The sequence below is a fragment of the Botrimarina sp. genome, assembly GCF_040219535.1.
Classification (GTDB): domain Bacteria; phylum Planctomycetota; class Planctomycetia; order Pirellulales; family Lacipirellulaceae; genus Botrimarina.
The window spans coordinates 149,557-171,110 of the sequence record NZ_JAVJSH010000003.1 but is presented as its reverse complement, the minus strand read 5'-3'; the positions used below and the strand labels follow the sequence as shown (position 1 = coordinate 171,110).

Below are 21,554 nucleotides of genomic sequence, written 5' to 3'. Positions count from 1 at the left end.
CGACGGACCCAGGTCGCCACAACGAGGGAACGAACCAGCCGCCTACTCACCCCCCCCACACCAATCGCCGGAGCCTCGGGCGTCAGCCCGGGGAGCGAACCACGGATCAATTCGGGTTGAGCAACGACTCCTGAACGACTCCGCGGGGTGACGCCCGCGGCTCAGGAAGCATGTAGAAATCGCTAGTCTTCGACGCTTTTCGTTCCCTCCTTGATTCTCGCGCTGACCACAAGAATCCGCCGCCAGCAAGACGGTCGCCACCATGCCGGAGAACCAATTCACGCTCCCGAAGGGCTTCTCCGCCGGCGGCGTTTACTGCGGCGTTAAGTCCGACGCGACCAAGCTCGACCTGTCGCTCGTTGTGAGCGACCGGCCGGCGGTCGGCGTCGGCGTGTACACCAAGAATCTTGTGAAGGCCGCGCCGGTCCTGCTCGACCGCGAGCGCACCCCCGGCGAGCGGTTCCGCGCGATCGTGACCAACTCGGGGGTGGCCAACGCTTGCACCGGCGAGCGCGGCATGCAGGACGCGCTCCGCATGACGGCCCTCGTCGCGGAGAGCCTGTCGCAAGCCGCGCCGCACGAGCCGGTCGCCCCCGAGCAGGTGCTCGTGATGTCGACCGGCGTGATCGGCGAGCACCTGCCGATGGACAAGATCGCCGCGGGGATCCCGGCCGTGGTCGCCGACCTGGGCTCCGACGCGGCGGCCGTCGAGCGATCGGCCCGGGCCATCATGACGACCGACACCGTCCCCAAGGTGCGGTCGCGCACGGTCGAGATCGGCGGCCGCCGGGTGACGGTCTCCGGCGTGGCGAAGGGCGCGGCGATGATCGGCCCCAACATGGCCACGATGCTCGCCGCCGTGTTGACCGACGCGCCGGTCGCCGCGGCCGACGCCCAGCCCGCTTTGGCCGAGGCCGTCGACGAGTCGTTCCACTCGATCAGCGTCGACGGCCACACCAGCACCAACGACACCGTGCTGCTGCTGGCCAGCGGCGCCGCCGGCGGCGCGCCGCTCGCCGGGCGCGACCTGCGCGCGTGGGTCGCCACGCTGGTCGAGGTCTGCGAGGACCTGGCGGTCGCGATCCCCACCGACGGCGAGGGCGCCGACCACCTGATCACCGTCGAAGTCCACGGCTGCGCGACCGAGGCCGACGCCCGCCGCATCGGCAAAACCATCGCCGACAGCCCCCTCGTGAAGACCGCCGTGGCCGGCGCCGACCCCAACTGGGGGCGGATCGTCTCGGCCGCGGGCTACGCGGGCGTGCCGTTCGACCCGATGGAGGTCTCGCTGCTGATCAACGGCGCGCTGGTCTACGAGAAAGGCACGCCCGTCCCGTTCGACGAGGCCACGGTCTCCGACAGCATCCGCTCCTCCCGCGACACCCAGCTCTTGCTCCTGCTAGGCGAAGGCCACGCCACGGCCCGCTTCTGGACCACCGACCTCACCGCCGAGTACGTGCGGCTGAACGCCGACTACAGGACGTGAGGCCGGAGGCGGGAGGCCGGAGGAAGAGCCCATGCGCGACCACACCAAACTGCGGGCCTTCGAGTTGGCCGACGAACTCGCGCTGGCGACTTACAGGGCGACCGCGGTCTTTCCAGGGGAAGAGCGATTCGGTTTAGTGTCTCTAATGCGGCGGGCGGCCGTTTCGACCGCCTCGAACATCGTCGAAGGGTGCGCCCGCAACGGCGAGGCCGATTACATCCGATTCTTGGACATGGCCCACGGGTCGGTCCACGAGCTGGAATACCAGATCACCCTCGCACATCGGCTTGGCTTTCTGTCCGCCGATGCCTTCGAACCGCTGAAGGCGCAAGCGGCGGAGACGGCTAAGGTGCTGAACGGCTTGCTCCGAGCGCTCCGACGCGGGCGGAGCGGCGGCCCTCCCGCCTCCGGCCTCCAGCCTCCAGCCTGACTTGCTCCTCTCCCGACTCCGCCGCGGCGCGATCTTCTTCGGGGCGTTCTTCGTCCTCGTGGTGGTCGGCTACATGCTGCTGACCGAGGCCTCGCTGGTCGAGGCGGTCTACTTCTTCGTGATCACCGTTTCGACGGTTGGCTACGCCGAGAAGAGCAGCCTCGAGCCGACGATGCAGCTGTTCACGATCGCCGTCATCCTCGTCGGCGTGGCCAGCGCCGGCTACCTCGTGGGCCTCTTTGTCCAGAGCATGGTCGAGGGGAGAATCGAAGAAGCCCTAGGAGTGCTCCGCATGGAACAGAAGATCCAGAACCTCAAACGCCACGCGATCGTGTGCGGCTACGGCCGCCTCGGCCGCACGATCGCCATGGAGCTGCGGCGTCGCCAGAAGCCGTTCGTGGTGATCGACAACGACCCCGACCTCGTCGAAGCCGCACGCGACGAGGGCATCCTGGCCGTCGTCGGCGACGCGACCGTCGAGGACGCCCTCCTTGAGGCCGGCATCCTCAACGCCGAGACGATCGTCATCGCGCTGCGGTCCGACGCGGACAACGTGTTCCTCACACTCACCGCCCGCAACCTCAACGCGGGGCTCCGCATCATCGCCCGCGGAGAGCAGGTCGCCACCGAGAAGAAGCTCCGCCAGGCCGGAGCGAACCAGGTCGTGCTGCCAGCGGTCATCGGCGGCAGACGGATGGCGGCCCTGGTGACCCGCCCGAACGCCGCGGAGATGCTCGAGCACTTCACCAACCACGAGAAGATCGACGTGGAGCTCGAAGAGCTCCGCATCCCCGCCGAGAGCCCGCTGGTCGGCAAGACCGTGCGCGAGACCGCCGCGCGGCAACGCCACAACCTGCTGATCGTCGGCATCCGCCGGGCCGACGGCACGATGGTCTTCAACCCCGAGCCCGACGACCAGTTCGAGGCCGACGACACGCTCGTCGTCCTCGGCCGCGAGGAAGACGTCAAAGCCTTCGAACGCCACCAGCACCTGGACTGCCAGACCGAGTGGTCGCAGTCGTAGCCCAGCGGCCGTGAGCGTATCAGGGAGCCCCGGGCCGTAAGGCCGGGGAGTGACGCGGCATCGCCGTTCCCGCCGGCCCGTGCGGCGGCGCGGGTCTGGTAGCGACCCGTTTCGCGCTGAGGACCGTAGCAGTCCGTAATGGTCGAACCTCGCCGCGCCGCGAGGTAAGGTTGCAGGTCTCCGCAGTCGCCGTTCCACCGCCTCCCCCCGACACGCATGCCGCTCCGATACCTCGCGCTGGGCGCTCTGTTGCTCTGCGGGTCCACCGTGACCCACGCCGAGCACGTGTGCCGCTACTGCCGGTCGCCGCCGACCGCCGAGGCGCTCGCTGCGCCCAACCGCCGTTACGCGCCGCCGCGCGACGTCGACGTGCTCAACCTGCGGATCGACGTCACGCCGGACTTCGATACGAAGACCATCGCCGGCGAGACCCGCATCACCTTCACGCCGCTCGCCCGCCCCACGCGCGAGGTGCGCCTCGACGCGGTCGACCTGCGGGTCGAGTCGCTCGAATCCACGCGCCCGCTGCAGTCGCACCACGCGACCGACGAGCACCTCACGCTGCTGTTCGCCGACGAGGTCCCCCTCGGCGAGGAGGTCACCGTGACCGTGCGCTACACGGCCGAGCCCAAGAAGGGCCTCTACTTCCGCACCGCCGACATGGGCTACCCCGAAGGGGAGGACCACCTCTGGACCCAGGGCGAGACCCACGAGGCGCCCCACTGGTTCCCCTGCTTCGACTCCCCAAACGAACGCTCCAGCACCGAGGTCATCTGCCGCGTCCCCGAGGGGATGACGGTCCTGTCCAACGGCAAGAAGCTCTCCGAGAAGACCGACCCCGACACCGGGCTGAAGGCCGTGCACTGGCGGCAACAGCGGCCGCACGTGAACTACCTGGTCTGCCTCGTGGCGGGCTACTTCCACGAGCTGCGGGACGAGTCGCGCGGCGTTTCGCTCGGCTTCTACACGCAGCCCGGCTACCGCGACATCGCCGCCAACTCGTTCCAAGACACGGCCTCGATCCTCGCCTACTTCGAAGACGAAACCGGCGTGCCGTACCCGTGGGACAAGTACGACCAGGCCACGATCCGCGACTTCAACTGGGGCGGCATGGAGAACACCACCCTCACCACGCTCACCCACCAGACCCTCTACGACGACACGACCGAGAACCTCAAGTCGTCGCGCGACCTCGACGCTCACGAGCTCGCCCACCAATGGTTCGGCGACTACGTCACCTGCAAGGACTGGAGCCACCTCTGGCTCAACGAGGGCTTCGCGACCTACTACACCCACCTGTACCGCGGCCACAAGCTCGGCCCCGACCACCTGCTCTACGGCCTCTACCGCGACGCCCAGAACAGCGTGCTGCCCAACACCAACAAGAACACCCGCCCGATCGTGTTCCGCGCGTACGACGACCCCTGGGAGCAGTTCGACTGGCGCGCTTACCCCAAGGGGGGCTGGGTGCTGCACATGCTCCGCTCGCGCCTGGGCGAGGAACTCTACCGCAAGGCGATCCGCCGCTACCTCGAAGAGCACGCGCTGTCCGACGTGGTCACCGACGACCTCCGCCAAGCCTTCGAAGAGGTCAGCGGCCGCCCGCTCGACGCGTTCTTCGACCAGTGGGTCTACCACGGCGGCGCGCCGCAGCTGACGGTCTCGCACGACTGGTCCGCGAAGGACAAGCTGCTGAAGGTCACCGTCAAGCAGGGCGACCCCAAGCCGGGGGAGACGCTCTTGTTCACCTTCCCGGTGACGATCCGCGCGCACGTCGGCGACCGCTCGATCGACCGCCGCTTCGAGGTCACCCAGCAGCAGCACGACTTCTACCTGCAGCTCCCCGACGCGCCCGACGTCGTCCGCTTCGACCCCGAGTACACGCTGCTAGCCGAGGTCGAGTACTCCAAGCCGCAAGCGATGCTCGAGCGCCAGCTCCGGCTAGAGGCCGACGTCGTCGGCCGGCTCCGCGCGGCCAAGGCGCTCGGCGAGGAGGACAACAAGAAGGCCGCCGCCGCGCTCGGCGAGTCGCTCCGCTCCGACGCGTTCTACGGCGTGCGGATCGCCGCCGCCGACGCGCTCTCCAAGCTGGCCACGCCCGACGCGCTCGACGAACTGCTCCAGAGCCGCGAGCAGTCCGACGCCCGCGTCCGCGAGGCGGTCGTCAACCGCTTGGGCGATTACTTCGACGATGCGGCGCGCGACGCGCTGCTCGACACGGCCCGCGACGCCCAGAACCCCGGCGTGCGTGCGGCCGCGCTCCGCGGCCTCGCCAAGTACCCGGCCGAAGAGGCCGCCGACGCGATCACCGCCGCGATGCGTAGCGAGACGCTCAACAACGACCTGGCGATCGCCGCCGTGCAGGCCGCCGGCCGCCGCCGCGACCCGGCCCTCCGCGGGCCGCTGCTCGACGTGCTCGCCGACCGCCGCTTCGAGCTGCCGGGCCGCGCGTACGGCGAGGCCCTGCCGGCCCTCGCGCGCCTGTGGCGTGGCGCCGACGACACGGCCCCAGCGCGCGAGCTGCTCTGCGATGCGCTGGCCGACCCCGCGTTGTCGGTCCGATTGGGCGCGATCGAAGCGCTCGGCCTCCTCGGCGACCGCCAAGCCGCCGCGTTGCTAGAGGACCTCGCTGGCCAAGGGGGCCCGACCGCCGAAGCCGCCGACAAGGCCTTAAAGGCCCTCGATAAAGAACCGGCCTCGGCCCCGGCCGCCGTCCGCGACCTCCGCGACCAACTCCGAAAGCTCCGCGAGTCGCACGAGAAGCTCGAAGAGAACCTCGAAGAGCTAGCCGGCAAGCAGGACGCAGCCGACCCGGCCGAACGACCGGCAGCCGAATAACCGGCAGCCGCCCGACGCCGCACAGTCGCAGCGGGGATATCCAGCGCCGAAAAACCAGCCCCGGAGCGGCGGAACATCCCCGGCAGCAGCGAAAGCGCGTCGCCAGGGGCGCGAGCCCCTGGGTCCCGGGCCGCGGCGCTGGAAAAAGCCCCGGAGGGGCGAAAGCGCGTAGCCAGGGGCGCGAGCCCCTGGACACGCGGGTCCAACCCGCCAAAGCCCCGGCAGGGGCGACAGCAACGACGCCCGCCGTAACGGCTGGCCATGCTGCTGTCGCCCCTGCCGGGGCTTCGTCGAGCGCCGCGGCCCGGGACCAGGGGCTGGCGCCCCTGGCTACGCGCTGCCGCCCCTACGGAGCTACTACGCGCTGCCGCCCCGATCGGCGGCCCCGCCAAAACCACACGGCGCCCCCGTCAACTAGCGCCTAGCGCCGAGCGCCTCAAACGTGATTCAGCTTGTTCAGCCCGTTGTACGCGGCCACCTTGTAGCACTCGGCGAGCGTCGGGAAGTTGAACACGTTGTCGATGAAGAACTCGGCCGTGCCCCCCAGGGCCATCACGGCTTGGCCGATGTGGATCAGCTCGGTGGCCTCGGCGCCGATCACGTGCACGCCGAGGATGTGGTGCGTTTCTTGGTGGATGAGCATCTTCATCATGCCGAGCTCGTCGCCCAGGAGCTTCGCGCGGGCGATCTCTCGGTAGTGGGCGATGCCCGACTCGTAGGGGATGCCCTCGTCGGTGAGCTGCTCTTCGGTCTTGCCGACCATCGAGATCTCCGGCACCGCGTAGATGCCGTAGGGGAACAGCTCGGTGTTGTAGTTCCGCACGTCGCACACGCCCAGCGCGTGGCAGATCGCGCGGCGGCCCTGCTCCATGCTGGTGGAGGCCAGCGCGGGGAAGCCGATGACGTCGCCCGCCGCGTACACGTGCGGCACGTTGGTCTGGTAGTGGTCGTTGACCTTCAGGCGCTCGCGGTCGTCGTACTCGATGCCCACGTTCTCCAGGCCGAGCTGGCCGCACACGCCCTGCCGGCCGACGGAGTACAGCAGCACGTCCGCGCGGAGCTTCTTGCCCGACTCCAGGCGGGCCTCGACGGCTTTGTTGGAGCGGCTGCCGCGTCCCATGCCCCCTTCGGGCTCGTCGGTCTCGATCTCGGCGATCGACTCGACCTTCTCGCCCAGCCGCAGCGTGATGCCCTTCTGGCGCATGAAGAACTGGAACGCGCCGGCGATCTCTTGGTCGAGGAAGCCGAGCACCTGGTGCCGGCCTTCGACGAGCGTGACCCGCACGCCGAGCGTGGCCATGATGCAAGCGTACTCGCTGCCGATCACGCCGCCGCCGACGACGATCATCGTGCGGGGGATCTTGTCGAGCTGCACCAGCTCGTCGCTGGTGATGATCGTGTGCTCGTTGAACGGGATGTGATCGGGCCGAGCGGGGCGGGTGCCGACCGAGATCAGGAAGCTGTCGGCCGTGTACCGCTCGGGCCCCTCCTTGCCGTCGACCTCGATCTCGTGCGGGCCCACGAAGCGCGCGTGGCCCCAGATGAGGTCGATGTGGTTCCGCTCGAACTGGCTGCCGATCAGCTCCCACTCGTGGCGGATGATTTGCTGGCTGAAGCCGACCAGGTCCGCGACGGTGACGTCCTTCTTCGCCCGGTAGCTGGCGCCCAGCAGGTTGCGCTTGTCGGCGCCGGTGAGCGTGATCACCGCCTCGCGGAGCGCCTTGCTGGGGATCGTGCCGGTGTTGACCTGGGCGCCGCCGACGACCGGGTTCTTCTCGATGACCGCCACGGTCCGGCCGAGTTTCGCGGCCTGGATCGCCCCCTTCTGGCCCGCCGGGCCGGTGCCGATGCAGATGACGTCGTAGTGCTTCATGGCGGGCGGGGGAGGGCGGGCGGCGGGGCGGGAGCGGTACGTGGGGGCGGCGCGTAGCGTGTAAGCCTAGCACCCCCTGGCCTGCGCGCCAGCGCGGGGCCGGTGGGCGCAGAACGACAGGGGGAAACGGGGCGATCGGCCGGGGCGGGGCAGCAACCCGCTGCGCGACCAGTCGAGGTGCTAGCCCCGGCCGCCGCGCTGCGACTACGCTGGGAGGGCGCCGACGCCCGCCCGCCAACCTCGACAACCGGCCCGCCCGTGGGAAGCCACCCAATCAGCCGCCGCCGCTTCACGCGGCTCCTGACGCTGCTGCCCGGCGCGTCGTTCATCGGCCGGATCACGGGCGCGGCCGAGCCGCTTCAGCCGGCTTCGCCAGGCGAGCCAACAGGGCCAGGCGGCTTCGCGTTCTTGCACCTGTCGGACACGCACCTCGACCCGCGCCCCGCCGGGCAGGGGTACACGGGCGAGGGCCGCAGCGTGGGGGTGCTCGAGTGGTTCGCCCGCCGCGCCGCCGAGGCCGCCGAGCCTGGCGGCGCCGGTCCGGAGTTCGCAATCCACACCGGCGACGTCTTCGAGTACAGCATCGTCGACGACTGCTGGCGCGACTGGGACCGCGCGGTCGAGGGCGCCGGCTTGCCGATCCACCTTGTGCCTGGCAACCACGACAACACGTGGGGCTCGATCAACGCGCGGCTCCGCGAGCGGCACGGCGGCGACTCGCACGCGCTGGAGCACCGCGGCTGGCGGTTCATCTGCCTCAACTCGGCCGGCTCGCTCGACCCGCTGCCGTGCTGGGACCAGCGCACGCTCACGTGGCTCCGCGACCAGCTCCGCGAAGTCGACGCGGCCACGCCGATCGTTCTGGCGATGCACCACCCGCTCGCCGGCGGCGACGCCGGCTACGCGAGCGAGTACGACCCGCTCCGCTTCTGGGACGTCGTCCGCGGGCACAACGTGCTGCTCGTGCTCGACGGGCACTGGCACCAGGTCCACTGCGGCCTGTGGCAGAACACCCCCCGGATCAACGGCGGCGAAACGTTCCGCCTCAACCCGGGCTACGCGACCGTCGCCGTGCGGGACGGCGTGCTCACGCACCGCTACCACTTCCACGAGTCGGCCGAGGGCGGCGCGCGCGACACGCTCGTTCTACGGCGGCCGACCGACACGCCCGACCCGCGCCTGTGGGCGGACCTCCGGGCCCGCCACGAGCCCGGCGCGGGGTCGATCGAGCTGACGGGTGAGATCTCGTCGAACCGTCCCAAGCTGCTCGGCGGCGAGCTCGCCGCCACGGCGTGGCTCAACGGCGACCGCGACGCGCGGCGCCAGGCGACGATCGCCGCCGACCCCAGCGAGCCGGCCCAACGGCGCCTGCGAGTGAGCCTGCCCGCCGGCGGACTCCCGCCCGGCCGCCACTTCGCCACGGTGCGGATCGAGCGGCCGGGCGAGAGCGTTGCGGTCGAGTCGGAGGTGGGACGCGGCCCGCAGCCGCTCGCCAACGAGCAAGCCATCGAATTCGAGACCGCCGCCGACGGCCAGCCGGCCGCCACGCGCTTCGCCTGCGGGGCGGGCGTGAAGACCGCGCTGCTGGCCGTCGAGCCCCGCGATGGTTCGCGGCTTGTTGTGTTCGGCGATACGGCCGGGCGCGTGACCGCGCTCGACGCGGGCACGCTCGCCCAGCGCTGGCGGCACGAGTCCCTCGGCGAGATCCTCCACGCCCTCGCCCCCTGCGGTGAGCGCCTGGCCGTGGGCGACTCCGACGGCAATCTCCGCCTGCTCGACGCGGCCACCGGCTCGCCGCTCTGGACCGTCAACGTCGGCGCCGCGCTGTACGGCGCGCCGCTGGCGGTCGAGGGGGCGCTTTACGTGGGCGATTGCAACGGCCGCCTGCTCGCGGTCGACGCGGCCACCGGCGACACGCTTTGGGCGCACGACGCGGCCGAGTACGCGATCGAGTCGTCCGTCGCGCACGACGCGGCGCGCGACCGGCTGGTCGTCGGCGCGTGGGACGGCAAGCTCTACGCCGTCGACCGCCAGACCGGCGCCCCCGCTTGGCAGGCCTGGAGCCCTAGCTGCGAAGTGGCCACCCGCAGCCGCTACTACGGGCCGGCCGACTGCCCGCCGCTGGTCATCGGCGACGAGGTCTGGGCCACCGACCGCGGCTACCGGCTCGGCCGTTACGAAGCGGCCAGCGGCGCCTTCCTCGGCGTGGTGCGCGAGGCGGTCTCCGGCGTGTCGCTGCTGGAGCACGAGGGCGTGCCCGCCGGCGTGCTCGCGCGTGGCCTCGGCGGCGGCGTCGCGCGGCTCGACTTGTCGGGCCGGCCGGTGTGGGAAGCCGACGCCCGAGCCGGCCGCAGCCCCCGCCCGCCGGTCGACGCGCCGGGGGCCGGCGCGGTCGGCGTCGTGTCGGACGTCGGCCTGCTGACGGTCGTCGACCGAGAGACCGGCGCGGTGCTGCTGCGGCACAGCCTCACGCCGCGGCTGTTCGTCCACTCGGGGCTGACCTACTGCCCCGCCGAAGCGAGCTGGTACGCGGCCGGCATGGACGGCGTCGTGTCGCGCGTCCCTATGCCCCCCCGCCCCGACGCCTAAGACCACAACACGAAGCATGCCGCTAGCTCTCCGATCGCTTGCGATCCTCTTAGGTGCGGCCGCCGTAGTCGCCGGCGCCGCTTCCATGGGGGCCGAGCCCGCCACGCTGCTCGTCGTCGGCGGGCGGGTCTGGACCGGCGACCCGGCCCGGCCCTGGGCGGAGGCCGTCGCCGCGCGGGGCGAACAGGTCGTCGCCGTCGGGCCGCGCGCGGAGGTCGAGAAGCTCGCCGACGAGGCGACCGACGTCGTCGACGCCGCCGGCGGCCTCGTCACCCCCGGCTGGATCGACTCGCACGTGCACCTGTTCCAGGGCGGCGCGAACCTCCGCAGCGTGCAGCTCCGCGACGCCGACTCCCGCGCGGTGTTCGTCGAGCGCCTGCGCGAGCACGCGGCCACGCGCGAGCCGGGCGAGTGGATCCTCGGCGGCGACTGGGACCACACCCTGTGGGGCGGCGAGCTGCCCGACCGCGCGTGGATCGACGAGGCCACGCCCCGCAACCCGGTCTGGATCAACCGCCTCGACGGCCACATGGCCCTGGCCAACACCCTCGCGCTGGAGCGGGCCGGCGTCGAAGAGGACGTCGCCGCGCCGGCGGGCGGCGCGATCGAGCGCGACGACTCTGGCCGGCTGACCGGCCTGCTGCGCGACAACGCGATGGCGCTCGTCGAGCGGGTCGTGCCCGACGAGTCGGCCAGCGAGCGCCTGGCGGCGCTCGACGCGGCGGTCGAGTACCTGCTCGCCAACGGCGTCACCACGGTCTGCCACATGGGCACGCTCGACCAGGCCCGGCTGCTCCGCTCCGCGCGCCAGTCGGGCCGGCTCCGCGTGCGCGTGCACGCCAGCACGCCGCTGTCCGGCTGGGAACTGCTGCTGGCCGAGATCGAGCGCGCCGGGCCGGGCGACGGTTGGGTCCGGCTGGGCGGCCTGAAGGGCTTCGTCGATGGCTCGCTCGGATCGCACACCGCGGCGATGCTCGAGCCGTTCACCGACCAGCCGACCGACCGCGGCCTGCTCGTTAACAGCGAGGACGACCTCTACGCGTGGATCAAGGGCGCCGACGCGGCCGGCCTCGTGATCCGCGTGCACGCTATCGGCGATCGCGCGAACCGCCTGCTGCTAGACATCTACGAGCGCGTCGCGACCGAGAACGGCCCCCGCGACCGCCGCTTCCGCATCGAGCACGCCCAGCACCTGCACCCCGACGACCTGCCCCGCTTCGCCGGCCTCGGCGTGATCCCGAGCGTGCAGCCGTACCACGCTATCGACGACGGCCGCTGGGCCGAGGGGGTCATCGGCGCAGAGCGTTGCCGCACCACTTACGCGTTCCGATCGCTGCTCGACTCCGGCGCGCGGCTCGCTTTCGGCAGCGACTGGTTTGTGGCCCCCGCGTCGGTCCTCGAAGGGGTCCGAGCGGCCGTGTACCGCCGCACGCTCGACGGGGTGAACCCCGACGGGTGGGTCCCCGAGGAGAAGATCACGCCCGAAGAGGCCCTCCACGCTTACACGACCGGCGCCGCCCACGCGCTCTTCGAAGAGAGCCGCCTCGGCGTGTTGCGGCCCGGCGCGGCGGCCGACCTGGTGGTGAGCAACGTCGACTGGCTCGCCGACGACGCCCAGCGCTTGCCGGAGGCGGCCGTCCGCACGACGATCGTCGGAGGCCGCGTCGCGTACGACGCCGCCGCCGCCGAATAACGACCCGCAACCGAACCGCTATTCGATTTACGCGATCCCCATCGCACCGCCGCCCGAGGCTAGCGCCCTGCGGCTCAGGAATCTGACGAGCTTCTCATGGCCGAAGACCTCTCTCATCGCCACGGACCGATCACCGAACTGTTCTCGGGGGACCGGGCCACCGACGTGCTCACCGGCGACCAGACCGCCCAGTACGAGCGCGAGGGCTACGTGGGTGGCGTGCGTCTGCTCGACGATGAGCAAGTCGACGCGTTGCGCCGCGAGGTCGACGGGCTGCTCGACCCGGACCACGACGGCCGCGACCTCTGGTACGAGCACCACAGCAACGAGGCCGACAACCCGGACCAGGTCCTCTTCCACGCGCTGGGCGCGTGGCGGCTGCGGCCGGCGCTACACGACATCCTCTGGAGCCCGCGCTTCGTGGCCGCGGCCGAGCGGCTGCTCGGCGGGCCGGTCCGCTTCTGGCACGACCAGCTCTTCTGCAAGCCGGCAGGCCACGGCGGCGTGGTCGCTTGGCACCAAGACTACTCGTACTGGACCCGCACCGTGCCGATGCAGCACCTCACCTGCTGGATCGGCTTGGACGACTCGACGATCCACAACGGCTGCGTGCACTACGTGCCCGCGTCGCACCGGTGGCCCCTCTTGCCGCGGACCGACCTGGCCAACGACATGGACGCCATCCTCCAGGTCCTCACGCCCGAGCAACGCGAAGCGTTCGACCCGGTCCCCTGCGAGGTCCGCGCGGGCGAGGCCAGCTTCCACCACCCGCTGACGGTCCACGGCAGCTACCAGAACCGCAGCCCCCACCCGCGCCGCGCGATCGTGCTGAACGTGGTCCGCGACGGCGTGCGTAGCGACCAAGACGAGCCGCTGCTAGAAGGGGTCGACCCGGTCCCGAAGGGCGAGCCCCTCGGCGGGCGGTTCTTCCCGCTGCTGAGCCGCGCGGAGTAGCTTCCGAAGGCCGTTGCAGACAGAACGGCCCGCGCCGCCCCCCGGCGTTTAGCAGGTGGGCGCCCCGGTAGTTGTTCCACCGAAGTTTCGCTTCGCTGCCCCCGTCGCCGGCCCGACTCAGGGGGTCGGGCGAAGAACCGCTGATCATCGACGGTCTCTTTTGTGAGGGCATCGGAACCTTGCCCGTGTAGGATGCGGGTGGGACTGGGGCAACAAGAGGAGTGATGTCGTGAAGACGTGGCTAGTACGCGGAAGCGTCCTCTCTTTGGCGGGCGTGCTGCTCTCGCCCCTCGCGCACGCCGAATTCTTCGGGCGCGGAGAGAATCGATTCGAGATCCCGTTTGTCGAGATCGGCAGCCCCGGCAACGCCGCCGACACAACGGGCGATCCGAACCCGGCAGGCCGGGTCGATTACTCGTACCAGATCGGGAAGTTTGAGGTTCCCCAGGAAGCTATCCGAAAGGCGAACGCGCAGAGCGCGCTGGACGGCGAGCCGCTCAACCTGCCGATGCGCGTCGACCTTGGCCCGCAGAAGCCGATGGTCGGGCTGAGCTGGTTCCAGATCGCGCGGTTCGTCAACTGGCTAAACGCCGAGGCGGGCTCGCCGCCGGCTTACAAGTTCAACGAGGCCGGCGACTTTCTCAACTGGGAGCCGGGAGACCCCGGATACAACCCAGCGAATCCGTACCGGAACGCCCGAACGCTGTACGCCTTGCCGACCGCCGATGAGTGGTACAAGGCGGCCTACTACGACCCGGCGATCGACGCCTACTGGGACTACCCGACCGGCAGCGACACGCCGCCCGTTCCAGTCGCCTCGGGCGTCGATCCCGGCACAGCGGTGTGGGATCAGCCAACAGGCCCCGCCGACGTGACGCTCGCGGGCGGGCCGAGTCCGTTCGGGACGGTCGGTCAGGGGGGGAACGTTTTTGAGTGGAACGAAACCGCGGTAGGTTTGTTGAATGACGATGCAGGAGCACGTCGAATCGTTCGTGGAGGAAGCTCTAGCGTATCGATCACTCCCGAGAACATGGCGTCATTCATTCGTGTAGCCGGCACTGCCGCCGCCTTTCCGGTAAACGCTGGGTTCCGAGTGGTGAGAGTGCCCGAGCCGAGCACAGGCGTCTTGTCGGCATCTGTTCTCTGTTGCCTGTGGCGACGTGTTCGGCGCAGACACGGGGCGGCGCGTAGCTGAGGGCAGAACCGAAGGCCGTGCCCCCGGCGTTTAGCAGGTGCACGCCCCGGCAGTCGGCTGTGGTTCGCCGCGAAACGCGCCGTGCCCGCGGCTCGGCGAGTGAGGTAGTTCAGTCAGCCCCGGCAGGGGCGACAGCGCGTAGCCAGGGGCGCCAGCCCCTGGTCGTGGTGCGGTCCCCACGATCCAAGCCCCGGCAGGGGCGGCAGCGTGCTGGCCTAGGCCGTGTGCCGATCGCCGCTGTCGCCCCTGCCGGGGCTTTTGGCGGGTTGGACCCGCGTGTCCAGGGGCTGGCGCTCCTGGCTACGCGCTTTCGCCCCTGGCGGGGCTTTGGCGGGTTGGTCTTTGGCAGGTTGGGCCCTTTTTTGTTGCCGATTGGGTCGCGACACGAGTCGCCGGTTCTTCGCACTGCGGCTGGCCAATAGGGGCGAACGCCTGCCGCGGTCTGGGAGAATGGCCGGATTTGCCCGCCGCGACTCATCGCGGCAAACGGCCGATCCAGCCCCGCCCCGCGCCAACGGTAACGAAACCCGAAATGGTGACAGCCAAACGACTTCGCACGTGTTTCGTTACAGGTCGTCGCCGCGTGTAACGGATCGCTAAAGCGTCTGAGGGCAACGGCTTAAGTGCCGTTTCGGGCCCTCCAAGCGTGACACAGCGAAAAAGCGCGTGTCGCGTTTGTCCGTAACGAAAAAAGCGAACGGCACACGCACACGCAGAGAGCAATCCGGCGCCGCTTCAGGCCCGCGGCGCCGTCGGGGCGGTGAGCGACTCGACCGGCACGAGCGTGTTGAGGTTGCCCGATTCGAAGCCGGCCAGGTCGAGCGTGACGCGTTTGAAGCCGAGCTCGCGCAGGTCGCGCAGCAGCGGCTCGCGCACGTCGGCCGAGGCCAACAGGGGGATCGCGTCGGCGGGGACCTCGATCCGCGCGAGCGGCCCGTCGTGCAGGCGGACGCGGAGCTCGCGCAGGCCGAGCTCGCGGAGGCGCTGCTCGGCCCGGTCGACCATCACGAGCCGCTCCGGCGTGACCTGGACGCCGTACGCGATGCGGCTGGCCAGGCACGGCGCGGCCGGCTTGTCCCAGACCTCGAGCCGCCAGTGGCGGGCCAGCTCGCGCACCTGCTGCTTGCCCAAGCCGCACTCCAGCAGGGGGCTCCGCACGCCGTGCTCGTTGGCCGCCTGCATGCCGGGGCGGTGGTCGCCGCGGTCGTCGGCGTTGGCGCCGTTGAGCAGGGCCTCTACTCCGCGGCGGTCGGCCACGCGGCGGACGTGGGTGTACAGCTCGGTCTTGCAGTGGTAGCAGCGGTTGGGGGCGTTGGCTTGGTACTGGGGGTCGAGGATCTCTTCGGTCGGCTCTTCGATCAGCTCGATGCCGATCGCGGCGGCCACCCGGCGGGCTGCTTCGAGCTCCCCGTCGGGCAACGCGGCTCCCACGCCGATCACGGCCACGGCCCGGTCTCCCAGCGCGATGCGTGCGGCCCGGGCCACCACCGAGCTGTCGACGCCGGCCGAGAACGCGACCGCGCAAGAGCCCAGCGGCCGGATCGCGGCGGTCAGGCGGTCGGCCAGTTCGGCCGGGTTGGCGAGGGGCTCGGGCATGGGGCAATCCTACGCCGACGGGGGTGGCGGGTTCTCGAGGCGGCGGAGCTCGTCGCGCAGGTCGGCGGCTTCTTCGTACCGCTCTTCGGCGACGGCGTCGTCGAGCCGCTGGCGGATCGCCCCGACGGGGTCTTCCGGCTCCGGCTCGGGCTCCGGATCCGCGCCGGCCGGCCGGGGCAAGCGTCGCTCGGCCTTGGCGGCCGCCTCGCGGCGCCAGCGCTTGAGGAAGCTGAGCTCGTTGACCTGGTCGGCTTGGTCCTGGCGGTCGTAGTCGTCGAGGAACCGCTCGATCCGTCGGATGCCGATGTCGATGGCCTTGATCGCGGCCTCGTGCAGCCCGGCCTCGAGCATCGGGGTGGCCACCGCCCTGGCGTGCATCATCGCGACGTAGGGCCGCCATTGGTCGAACTGCAGCCGGTCTCGCTCGAGCCGCGCGTGATCGCGAACGAACAGGATCAGCCGCAGGTTCCGCTCGGTGTCGCGGGCGCAGGCCTCGTACCGCTGGAGGGCCCAGAAGCTCACGTAGCGGTGGTAGTACTGCACGCCTTCGCGGAGCAGCTCGGCGCAGTCTTCGGTTTCGAGCTGGTAGGGGAGGGCGTCGGGGTTGGCGGCGTCGTGCTCGCGTTGCCGCTGGCGGTGCAGGTCGAGCCACGAGGCGTGGCCCTGGACGGTTCGCCCGTCGGGGCGGCCGTCGAGCTCCATCTGCATCAGCCCCAGGTCGAGCCGCAGCTGGACCTTCTCCCGGCCGTCGTCGCCGCGGATGACCCGAACGGTCACGTCGTCGGGGCGGAACTGCCAATCGCGGAGGGCTGCGGTGATATCGAGCGACACGAGCTTCCGGGCGGGGGCCTGCGGCGGAACGGCGGCGCGGGCCCCGCGTCGAGGCCCTCTGGACAATCGATCCTACCCCATCGGACGGGCGAGGCGAGCCTCGCACGCCGGCGCCGACCGCGCAGAAGCCCGTTCGCGCGGCGCCCAGCCGGCCAATGCTCAGCCGACCGGCGCTCAGCCGACCGACGACTCGCGGCGGCGGGGCTCCAGCGACTTGGTATTGCGATCGACGCCGACGATGATCGTCTTTTGGTGGAGCCCGTCGGCGCTGCTGGCGACGACCGGGATCACTTGTCGGCGGTCGGGGAAGGGCAGCTTGACCGCGAAGCAGCCGTCGGGCCCCACCGAGACCGGCTCGCCCTGCACGGTCAGGTGCGTGTGCGGCGTGGCGTGGCCTTGGAGCAGCAGCTCCGCGTCGAGCTCGACCTGCAGCGAATCGGCCCCGCCCAGCCCCGCACCGTTGATCATGCGGGTCTCGCTCGGTCGGCCCAGCGGCCGGCGCAGGCGTTCTTCGAGGGCTTCGCGGAGCTCGGCGCTGGGCCCCTCGTGGGAGTACCCGCCGGACAGCGCGAAGACGCGGTCGGCGTTGCGGGCCACGTCGGACCAGCCGTCGGCGGATTGCTCGCTGAGGCCGGGCTCGGGAGTTTTGACCTCGTTGCTGCGGGCGAGCGAGTAGAAGCGGCCCTGCGAGTCGACATAGCCGATCTCGGCCCGGTAGCACGACGGGGGATCGCTCACGTCGACGTACCAATGGTCGACCCCGCCGTGGATCTTCACCTGCCGCGCCGCGAGGGTCCCGCCATCGGCCGCGGTCTTGGCGATTCGGAGCACCGGCTCGGCTCCGTGCCAGTGCTGGCCGAGGGCCGTGCGAGCACGGGCCACGCCGGAGGTGGTGATTTCCCAATTGAGCTGCAGCCAGTAAGGGTCGCGGACGAGCAGCACCAGGCGGTCTTGCTTGGCGTTGGGGTCGGCGATGTCTTGCAAACGGCGCCGCTGGGTCTGCAGCTCGGCCAGGCGGCGCTGGGCGGCCGTGGGCCGCTGCTGCCGGGGCCGGGGGATCTCGGCATCCGGCGAGCGGGATTCGCTGGCGGCGCCCCGCTGGTGCGCCGCGGCAATCGCTGCGATCAACTCGCTTTTGCGCATCGAGTGCCAGCCGGCGATGCCCTGTTGGCGGGCCATTTGGGCGAGGTCTTTCGCCGTGTGGGTGCGGAGTTTGGCGGGCGTCATCGTGACGAGACTGTCGGGCCAGAGGTCCGCAGAGGGGGCGACGCACCTTGCGTCGCGCCGAGGCGGATAAAGAGGAATCTGTCAACGGTTTAGGATAAACGCTCTGTGGGTTTTGGGCAAATTGCGGACTCGGGGATGCCGGGGGCGTCGTGTCTGGCTTCCCTGTCGTTGGCGGGGTGCCGCCAGTGGTGGGGTATCGGGGCCGGCATGGCCGCGTCCGCCACGTCGGGCGCCGGTGACGTAAGCCAAGTTCGGCTAGCAGTTTGCGCCGAACGAACGAACGGCCGAAAAGTTTGTGAAAAAATGCACGAATTGGTCACCGGGCCCGTTGACGCTCCTGCTGGCGGGGACCACGATATGCGGCTCAAGCGAGCTGCTGCCCGTCGCCGTGGCGCCCTCCGGGGGCCGCTGACATGCCAGGCTCGTCGAGCAGGTCGGCTTTCGAACCTCTCTTGTTCGACCGGCTCGCTTGTTCGACCGGCTCGCTTGGCGCCCGCTCTCCCGATCGATTCCTCGTTCCGACCACCCGCCAGCCGGCGGGTCCTATGATCCCTTCGCAGCGTATCCGCTCGGCGACCTTGACCGGCCTCGTTCCGCTCGGGTTGCTCGCCGCGCCGATGATCGTCGGCGGCTGGGCGTGGGGCGGTGAGGTTTTGGCGATCGGCGTTTCGCTAGCGGTTGTCGCCGCTGCGGCGATCGCCCTCGCCTGCGACGCGCTGGTGGGCCTGACCGGGCTGAGGGCGCCGGTCGAGCGACTGCTCGTCGCGATGGGGGTCCGCGGGACGGCCGCTGTTGCGGCCTTGCTCTTTGTCGTGCACGGCCTCGGCGTGGCGCCGAAAGTCGCGGTTGCGATCGCGATGCCGCTCTACCTGAGTTTGATCGCCGGCGAGGTGCTGACTGCTTTGGGTCTGGCGAAGCAGCCGTGCGAGTTGGGCGCCGGGCCGCTGGCCGCCTGCCGTCGCGAAGGAGTGTGTTGAGCCATGGCCGCAGGCAAGAACCCGCTGAGCCCCGACGTGCTGTTCGAGCACGTGCAGGACGCGCCGTACTTCCACCTGCCGCGGTGGTTCGCTCCGGAGGGCGCCGACGGCCACGTGTACCTGCCGCAACCGTTCGCCACGCCCAAGGCGGTCGAGCACGCGGCCGGTGAGCACACGGCCGGTGAGCACACGGCCGACACGCACGCGGCATCCGACCACGCCGCCGACGATCACAGCGACGAGGGCCACAGCGACGAGGGCCACCTGCTCGGCGGCCACGACGCGGCGCCCCACCACGGCCACGCCGAGTACGAGCCTGTCGTCGAGCTGAAGACGGGCAACGCGATCATCGACAAGTCGCTGCTGCCGATGGACTTCGTGCTGACGAAGTTCATGGTCATCGAGGCGCTGGTCGCGATCATCTGTATCCTGCTGTTCGGCTGGCTGGCGTCGAAGACCAAGCTCGGCTTCGCCGCCAAGGGGGGCCTGGCCAACCTGCTCGAGGCGTTCCTCGTGTTCATCCGCGACGAGATCGCCCGGCCGACCATCGGCGAGAAAGACGCCGACGACTACCTGCCGTTCCTGTGGACGCTGTTCTTCTTCGTGCTGGGCTGCAACCTGTTCGGCATGATCCCGTGGATGGGATCGCCGACCGGCTCGCTGGCAGTGACCGGCACGATGGCTTTCTTGACGTTTATAACCGTCTGCGCGATCGGCATCGTGAAGTACGGCCTGGCCGGCTTCCTCGAGATCCAGGTGCCGCACATGGACCTGCCCAAGCCGGTCGCCCTGATCCTGGTGCCGATGATCTTTCTGATCGAGCTGTTCGGCCTGCTGGTGAAGCACTTCGTGCTCGCGGTGCGGCTCTTGGCGAACATGCTCGCGGGGCACATCGTGCTGGCCGTGATCATCGGATTCATCGGCTACACCGCCGCGTCGGTCATCTGGTGGGGCGTCGCCCCGGCCAGCGTCATCGGCGCGACCGCGATCAGCTTCTTGGAACTGTTTGTCGCCTTCCTACAGGCTTACATCTTCGTGTTCTTGTCCTCGCTGTTCATCGGCTCGGTCGTGCACCCGCACTGACCCCGCGGCGCGTGCGAGGACGCACTTCACCAAAGTTGGAGATCAATCGTGGCTAACCTGCTTCGTATCGCCTGCTTGGCGTTGGCTGTTCTGACGCTGCCCGCGGTCGCGTCCGCGCAAGAGGAAGGCGGCGAGCTGACCTTCGACGAGCAGGTCGCGATGACCCAGGCGGAGAGCTTCGGCTACGGCCGGATCGGCCTGGGCATCGGCGCCGGCCTCGTGATCCTGGGCGCGGGCCTGGGCATCGGGCGTATCGGCGGCCAGGCGGTCGAGGGCATGAGCCGCCAGCCCGAGGTGGCCGGCAACATCCAGACCGGCATGATCATCGCCGCGGCCCTGATCGAGGGCGCCGCGTTCTTCGCGTTGATCGTGCTCGGCTTCATCATCGCCTAAAGAAGTCGCAGCGCCGCGTGGCCGGCCGAGCCCGGCCGGCCACGCCGGGCCGCGCCGACAGTCCCACCAGGAGTGGTGATGTACCTACGACGCATCTTGCTCGCCGCGCCGATGGCGCTCGCGGCTCCGTCGGCCTCGGCCGCGGAGGGCGCGCCGGACCCGCTGGCGACCGACCCGGACCTCGCGCTGTGGACGCTCGGCGTCTTCGTGCTGATGCTCGCGATCCTTACCAAGGTCGCGTGGAAGCCGATCATGGAGGGCCTGAGGGCCCGCGAGGAAGGCATCCAGGGCAACCTGCGTGCGGCCGAGGAGAAGCACGAGGAGGCCAAGGCCCTGCTCGCCAAGCACCAGGCCGAGTTGGCCGCCACGGCCGACAAGGTCCGCGGGCTGCTCGAAGAGGCCCGCCGCGACGCCGACGCGACCCTCGCCGAGGCGAAGAAAGACGCCAAGCACGAGTTCGAGCTCGAGCGCGAGCGGGCGATGCGCGACATCGACCACGCCAAGGACGCCGCCATCCGCACGCTCGCCGAGCGAACCGCGGGCCTGGCGATCGACCTGGCCGGCAAGGTGGTGAAGCAAGACATCACCGCCGAGCGGCAGAGCGAGATCGTCCGCGAGGCGCTCGGCCGCTTCGGCAACAGCGAGCCGTCGGCCAACTGATCCGCCGCTAACCGAACGGCCTACAACTGGCCCTCCGCGAATCTGGGAGCCCCCCGGGGACCCGCTATGGCAGCCGGCGCCGAAAAGCCGAAGCACGAAACGGTGCTCGACGTGACCGCCGAGCGGATCGCGCGGACCTACGCCGAGGCCCTCCTCGGCGCGGCGGGCGACTCGGACACGCAGGCGGTCGAGGACCTCGAGGCGGTCGTCGGCGAGGTTCTGGCGGAGCACCCGAAGCTCGCCGAGACGCTCCGGTCGGCGTTTGTCGATCACCCGGTGCGAATCGGCATCATCGACCGCGTGTTCGGCGGACGCGTGTCGCCCACCGTGGTCAACTTCCTCAAGGTCCTCTCGGCCCACAACCGGATGAACGTCATCCGGCTCGTCGCCCGCGAGGCCCGCGAGCTGCTCGACGACGCGCACGGCCGCGTGCGGGTGCGGGTACGTCTGGCCCACGCGGCCGACGACGCGTTGCTCGCCCAGATCGAGCAGACCGTGCGCGAGAAGACCGGCGCCGAGCCGGTGCTGCGGGTGGAGGTCGACCCCGACCTGGTGGGGGGCCTGGAGATCCGCGTCGGCGACACCGTGTACGACGGCACCGTGCGCACGGCCTTCGCCAAGGCCCACCGCGCGATCGTCGCGCAGACCGTCCTAGCGATCGAATCCAACCCGCGGCGTTTCACGCTCGCGGAGTGAAGAACTCTT

General features: G+C 70.5%; 17 protein-coding genes. 13 read left to right on the top strand and 4 right to left on the bottom strand.

Going from position 1 to position 21,554, the window contains the following annotated elements:
* Positions 1-262: 262 nt before the first annotated feature.
* The 4 genes from argJ (at position 263) to RIC11_RS01340 (ending at position 5,778) form a co-directional block, all read left to right on the top strand.
* Entirely contained in the window at positions 263-1,486 is a 1,224-nt protein-coding gene (gene argJ, locus RIC11_RS01355) for a bifunctional glutamate N-acetyltransferase/amino-acid acetyltransferase ArgJ (RefSeq protein WP_350208026.1), read from the top strand.
* Between the two features lie 31 nt (positions 1,487-1,517).
* The gene (locus RIC11_RS01350; protein WP_350208025.1) at positions 1,518-1,916 is read left to right on the top strand and encodes a four helix bundle protein; all 399 of its coding nucleotides are present in this window, start codon (positions 1,518-1,520) and stop codon (positions 1,914-1,916) included.
* A 1-nt stretch (position 1,917) separates the two neighbouring features.
* Positions 1,918-2,940: a potassium channel family protein gene (locus RIC11_RS01345; protein ID WP_350208024.1), complete on the top strand. Its 1,023-nt coding sequence runs from the start codon at positions 1,918-1,920 to the stop codon at positions 2,938-2,940.
* 216 nt (positions 2,941-3,156) lie between these two features.
* On the top strand, positions 3,157-5,778 hold the full coding sequence (locus RIC11_RS01340) for a M1 family aminopeptidase (RefSeq protein ID WP_350208023.1): 2,622 nt from the start codon (positions 3,157-3,159) through the stop codon (positions 5,776-5,778).
* Positions 5,779-6,214: 436 nt separating this feature from the next.
* On the opposite strand, the gene sthA is transcribed toward RIC11_RS01340, so the two are convergent.
* Positions 6,215-7,651 (bottom strand): Si-specific NAD(P)(+) transhydrogenase, encoded by a 1,437-nt coding sequence (sthA, locus tag RIC11_RS01335; protein WP_350208022.1) that lies wholly within the window; start codon positions 7,649-7,651, stop codon positions 6,215-6,217.
* A 258-nt stretch (positions 7,652-7,909) separates the two neighbouring features.
* On the opposite strand from sthA, the gene RIC11_RS01330 reads away from it, so the two are divergent.
* The 4 genes from RIC11_RS01330 (at position 7,910) to RIC11_RS01315 (ending at position 14,082) form a co-directional block, all read left to right on the top strand.
* The gene (locus tag RIC11_RS01330; RefSeq protein ID WP_350208021.1) at positions 7,910-10,240 is read left to right on the top strand and encodes an outer membrane protein assembly factor BamB family protein; all 2,331 of its coding nucleotides are present in this window, start codon (positions 7,910-7,912) and stop codon (positions 10,238-10,240) included.
* A 16-nt stretch (positions 10,241-10,256) separates the two neighbouring features.
* Positions 10,257-11,933, top strand: coding sequence for an amidohydrolase (locus RIC11_RS01325; RefSeq protein WP_350208020.1), 1,677 nt, complete (start codon positions 10,257-10,259; stop codon positions 11,931-11,933).
* Between the two features lie 96 nt (positions 11,934-12,029).
* Positions 12,030-12,887 (top strand): phytanoyl-CoA dioxygenase family protein, encoded by an 858-nt coding sequence (locus RIC11_RS01320; RefSeq protein WP_350208019.1) that lies wholly within the window; start codon positions 12,030-12,032, stop codon positions 12,885-12,887.
* Between the two features lie 229 nt (positions 12,888-13,116).
* Entirely contained in the window at positions 13,117-14,082 is a 966-nt protein-coding gene (locus RIC11_RS01315) for a formylglycine-generating enzyme family protein (protein ID WP_350208018.1), read from the top strand.
* Between the two features lie 735 nt (positions 14,083-14,817).
* Here RIC11_RS01315 and larE read toward each other — a convergent pair.
* From larE to RIC11_RS01300, 3 genes are all read right to left on the bottom strand, one after another.
* On the bottom strand, positions 14,818-15,678 hold the full coding sequence (gene larE / locus RIC11_RS01310) for an ATP-dependent sacrificial sulfur transferase LarE (RefSeq protein WP_350208017.1): 861 nt from the start codon (positions 15,676-15,678) through the stop codon (positions 14,818-14,820).
* Between the two features lie 9 nt (positions 15,679-15,687).
* Positions 15,688-16,509: a UvrB/UvrC motif-containing protein gene (locus RIC11_RS01305; protein WP_350208016.1), complete on the bottom strand. Its 822-nt coding sequence runs from the start codon at positions 16,507-16,509 to the stop codon at positions 15,688-15,690.
* A 174-nt stretch (positions 16,510-16,683) separates the two neighbouring features.
* Entirely contained in the window at positions 16,684-17,736 is a 1,053-nt protein-coding gene (locus tag RIC11_RS01300; protein WP_350208015.1) for a DUF4912 domain-containing protein, read from the bottom strand.
* A 545-nt stretch (positions 17,737-18,281) separates the two neighbouring features.
* Between RIC11_RS01300 and RIC11_RS01295 the strand changes: the two genes are divergently transcribed.
* The 5 genes from RIC11_RS01295 to atpH all read left to right on the top strand — a co-directional run bounded on the left by RIC11_RS01295 (position 18,282) and on the right by atpH (position 21,545).
* Positions 18,282-18,713: a hypothetical protein gene (locus RIC11_RS01295; RefSeq protein WP_350208014.1), complete on the top strand. Its 432-nt coding sequence runs from the start codon at positions 18,282-18,284 to the stop codon at positions 18,711-18,713.
* A 3-nt stretch (positions 18,714-18,716) separates the two neighbouring features.
* Complete coding sequence (gene atpB, locus RIC11_RS01290; RefSeq protein WP_350208013.1) at positions 18,717-19,796, top strand: F0F1 ATP synthase subunit A; 1,080 nt, start codon at positions 18,717-18,719, stop codon at positions 19,794-19,796.
* Between the two features lie 48 nt (positions 19,797-19,844).
* The gene (gene atpE / locus RIC11_RS01285) at positions 19,845-20,189 is read left to right on the top strand and encodes an ATP synthase F0 subunit C (RefSeq protein ID WP_350208012.1); all 345 of its coding nucleotides are present in this window, start codon (positions 19,845-19,847) and stop codon (positions 20,187-20,189) included.
* A 78-nt stretch (positions 20,190-20,267) separates the two neighbouring features.
* Positions 20,268-20,849 carry a F0F1 ATP synthase subunit B gene (gene atpF / locus RIC11_RS01280; RefSeq protein WP_350208011.1) on the top strand — a complete coding sequence of 194 codons (582 nt, stop codon included), beginning with the start codon at positions 20,268-20,270 and terminating at the stop codon, positions 20,847-20,849.
* Between the two features lie 66 nt (positions 20,850-20,915).
* Positions 20,916-21,545 carry an ATP synthase F1 subunit delta gene (atpH, locus tag RIC11_RS01275; protein WP_350208010.1) on the top strand — a complete coding sequence of 210 codons (630 nt, stop codon included), beginning with the start codon at positions 20,916-20,918 and terminating at the stop codon, positions 21,543-21,545.
* Positions 21,546-21,554 lie beyond the last annotated feature (9 nt).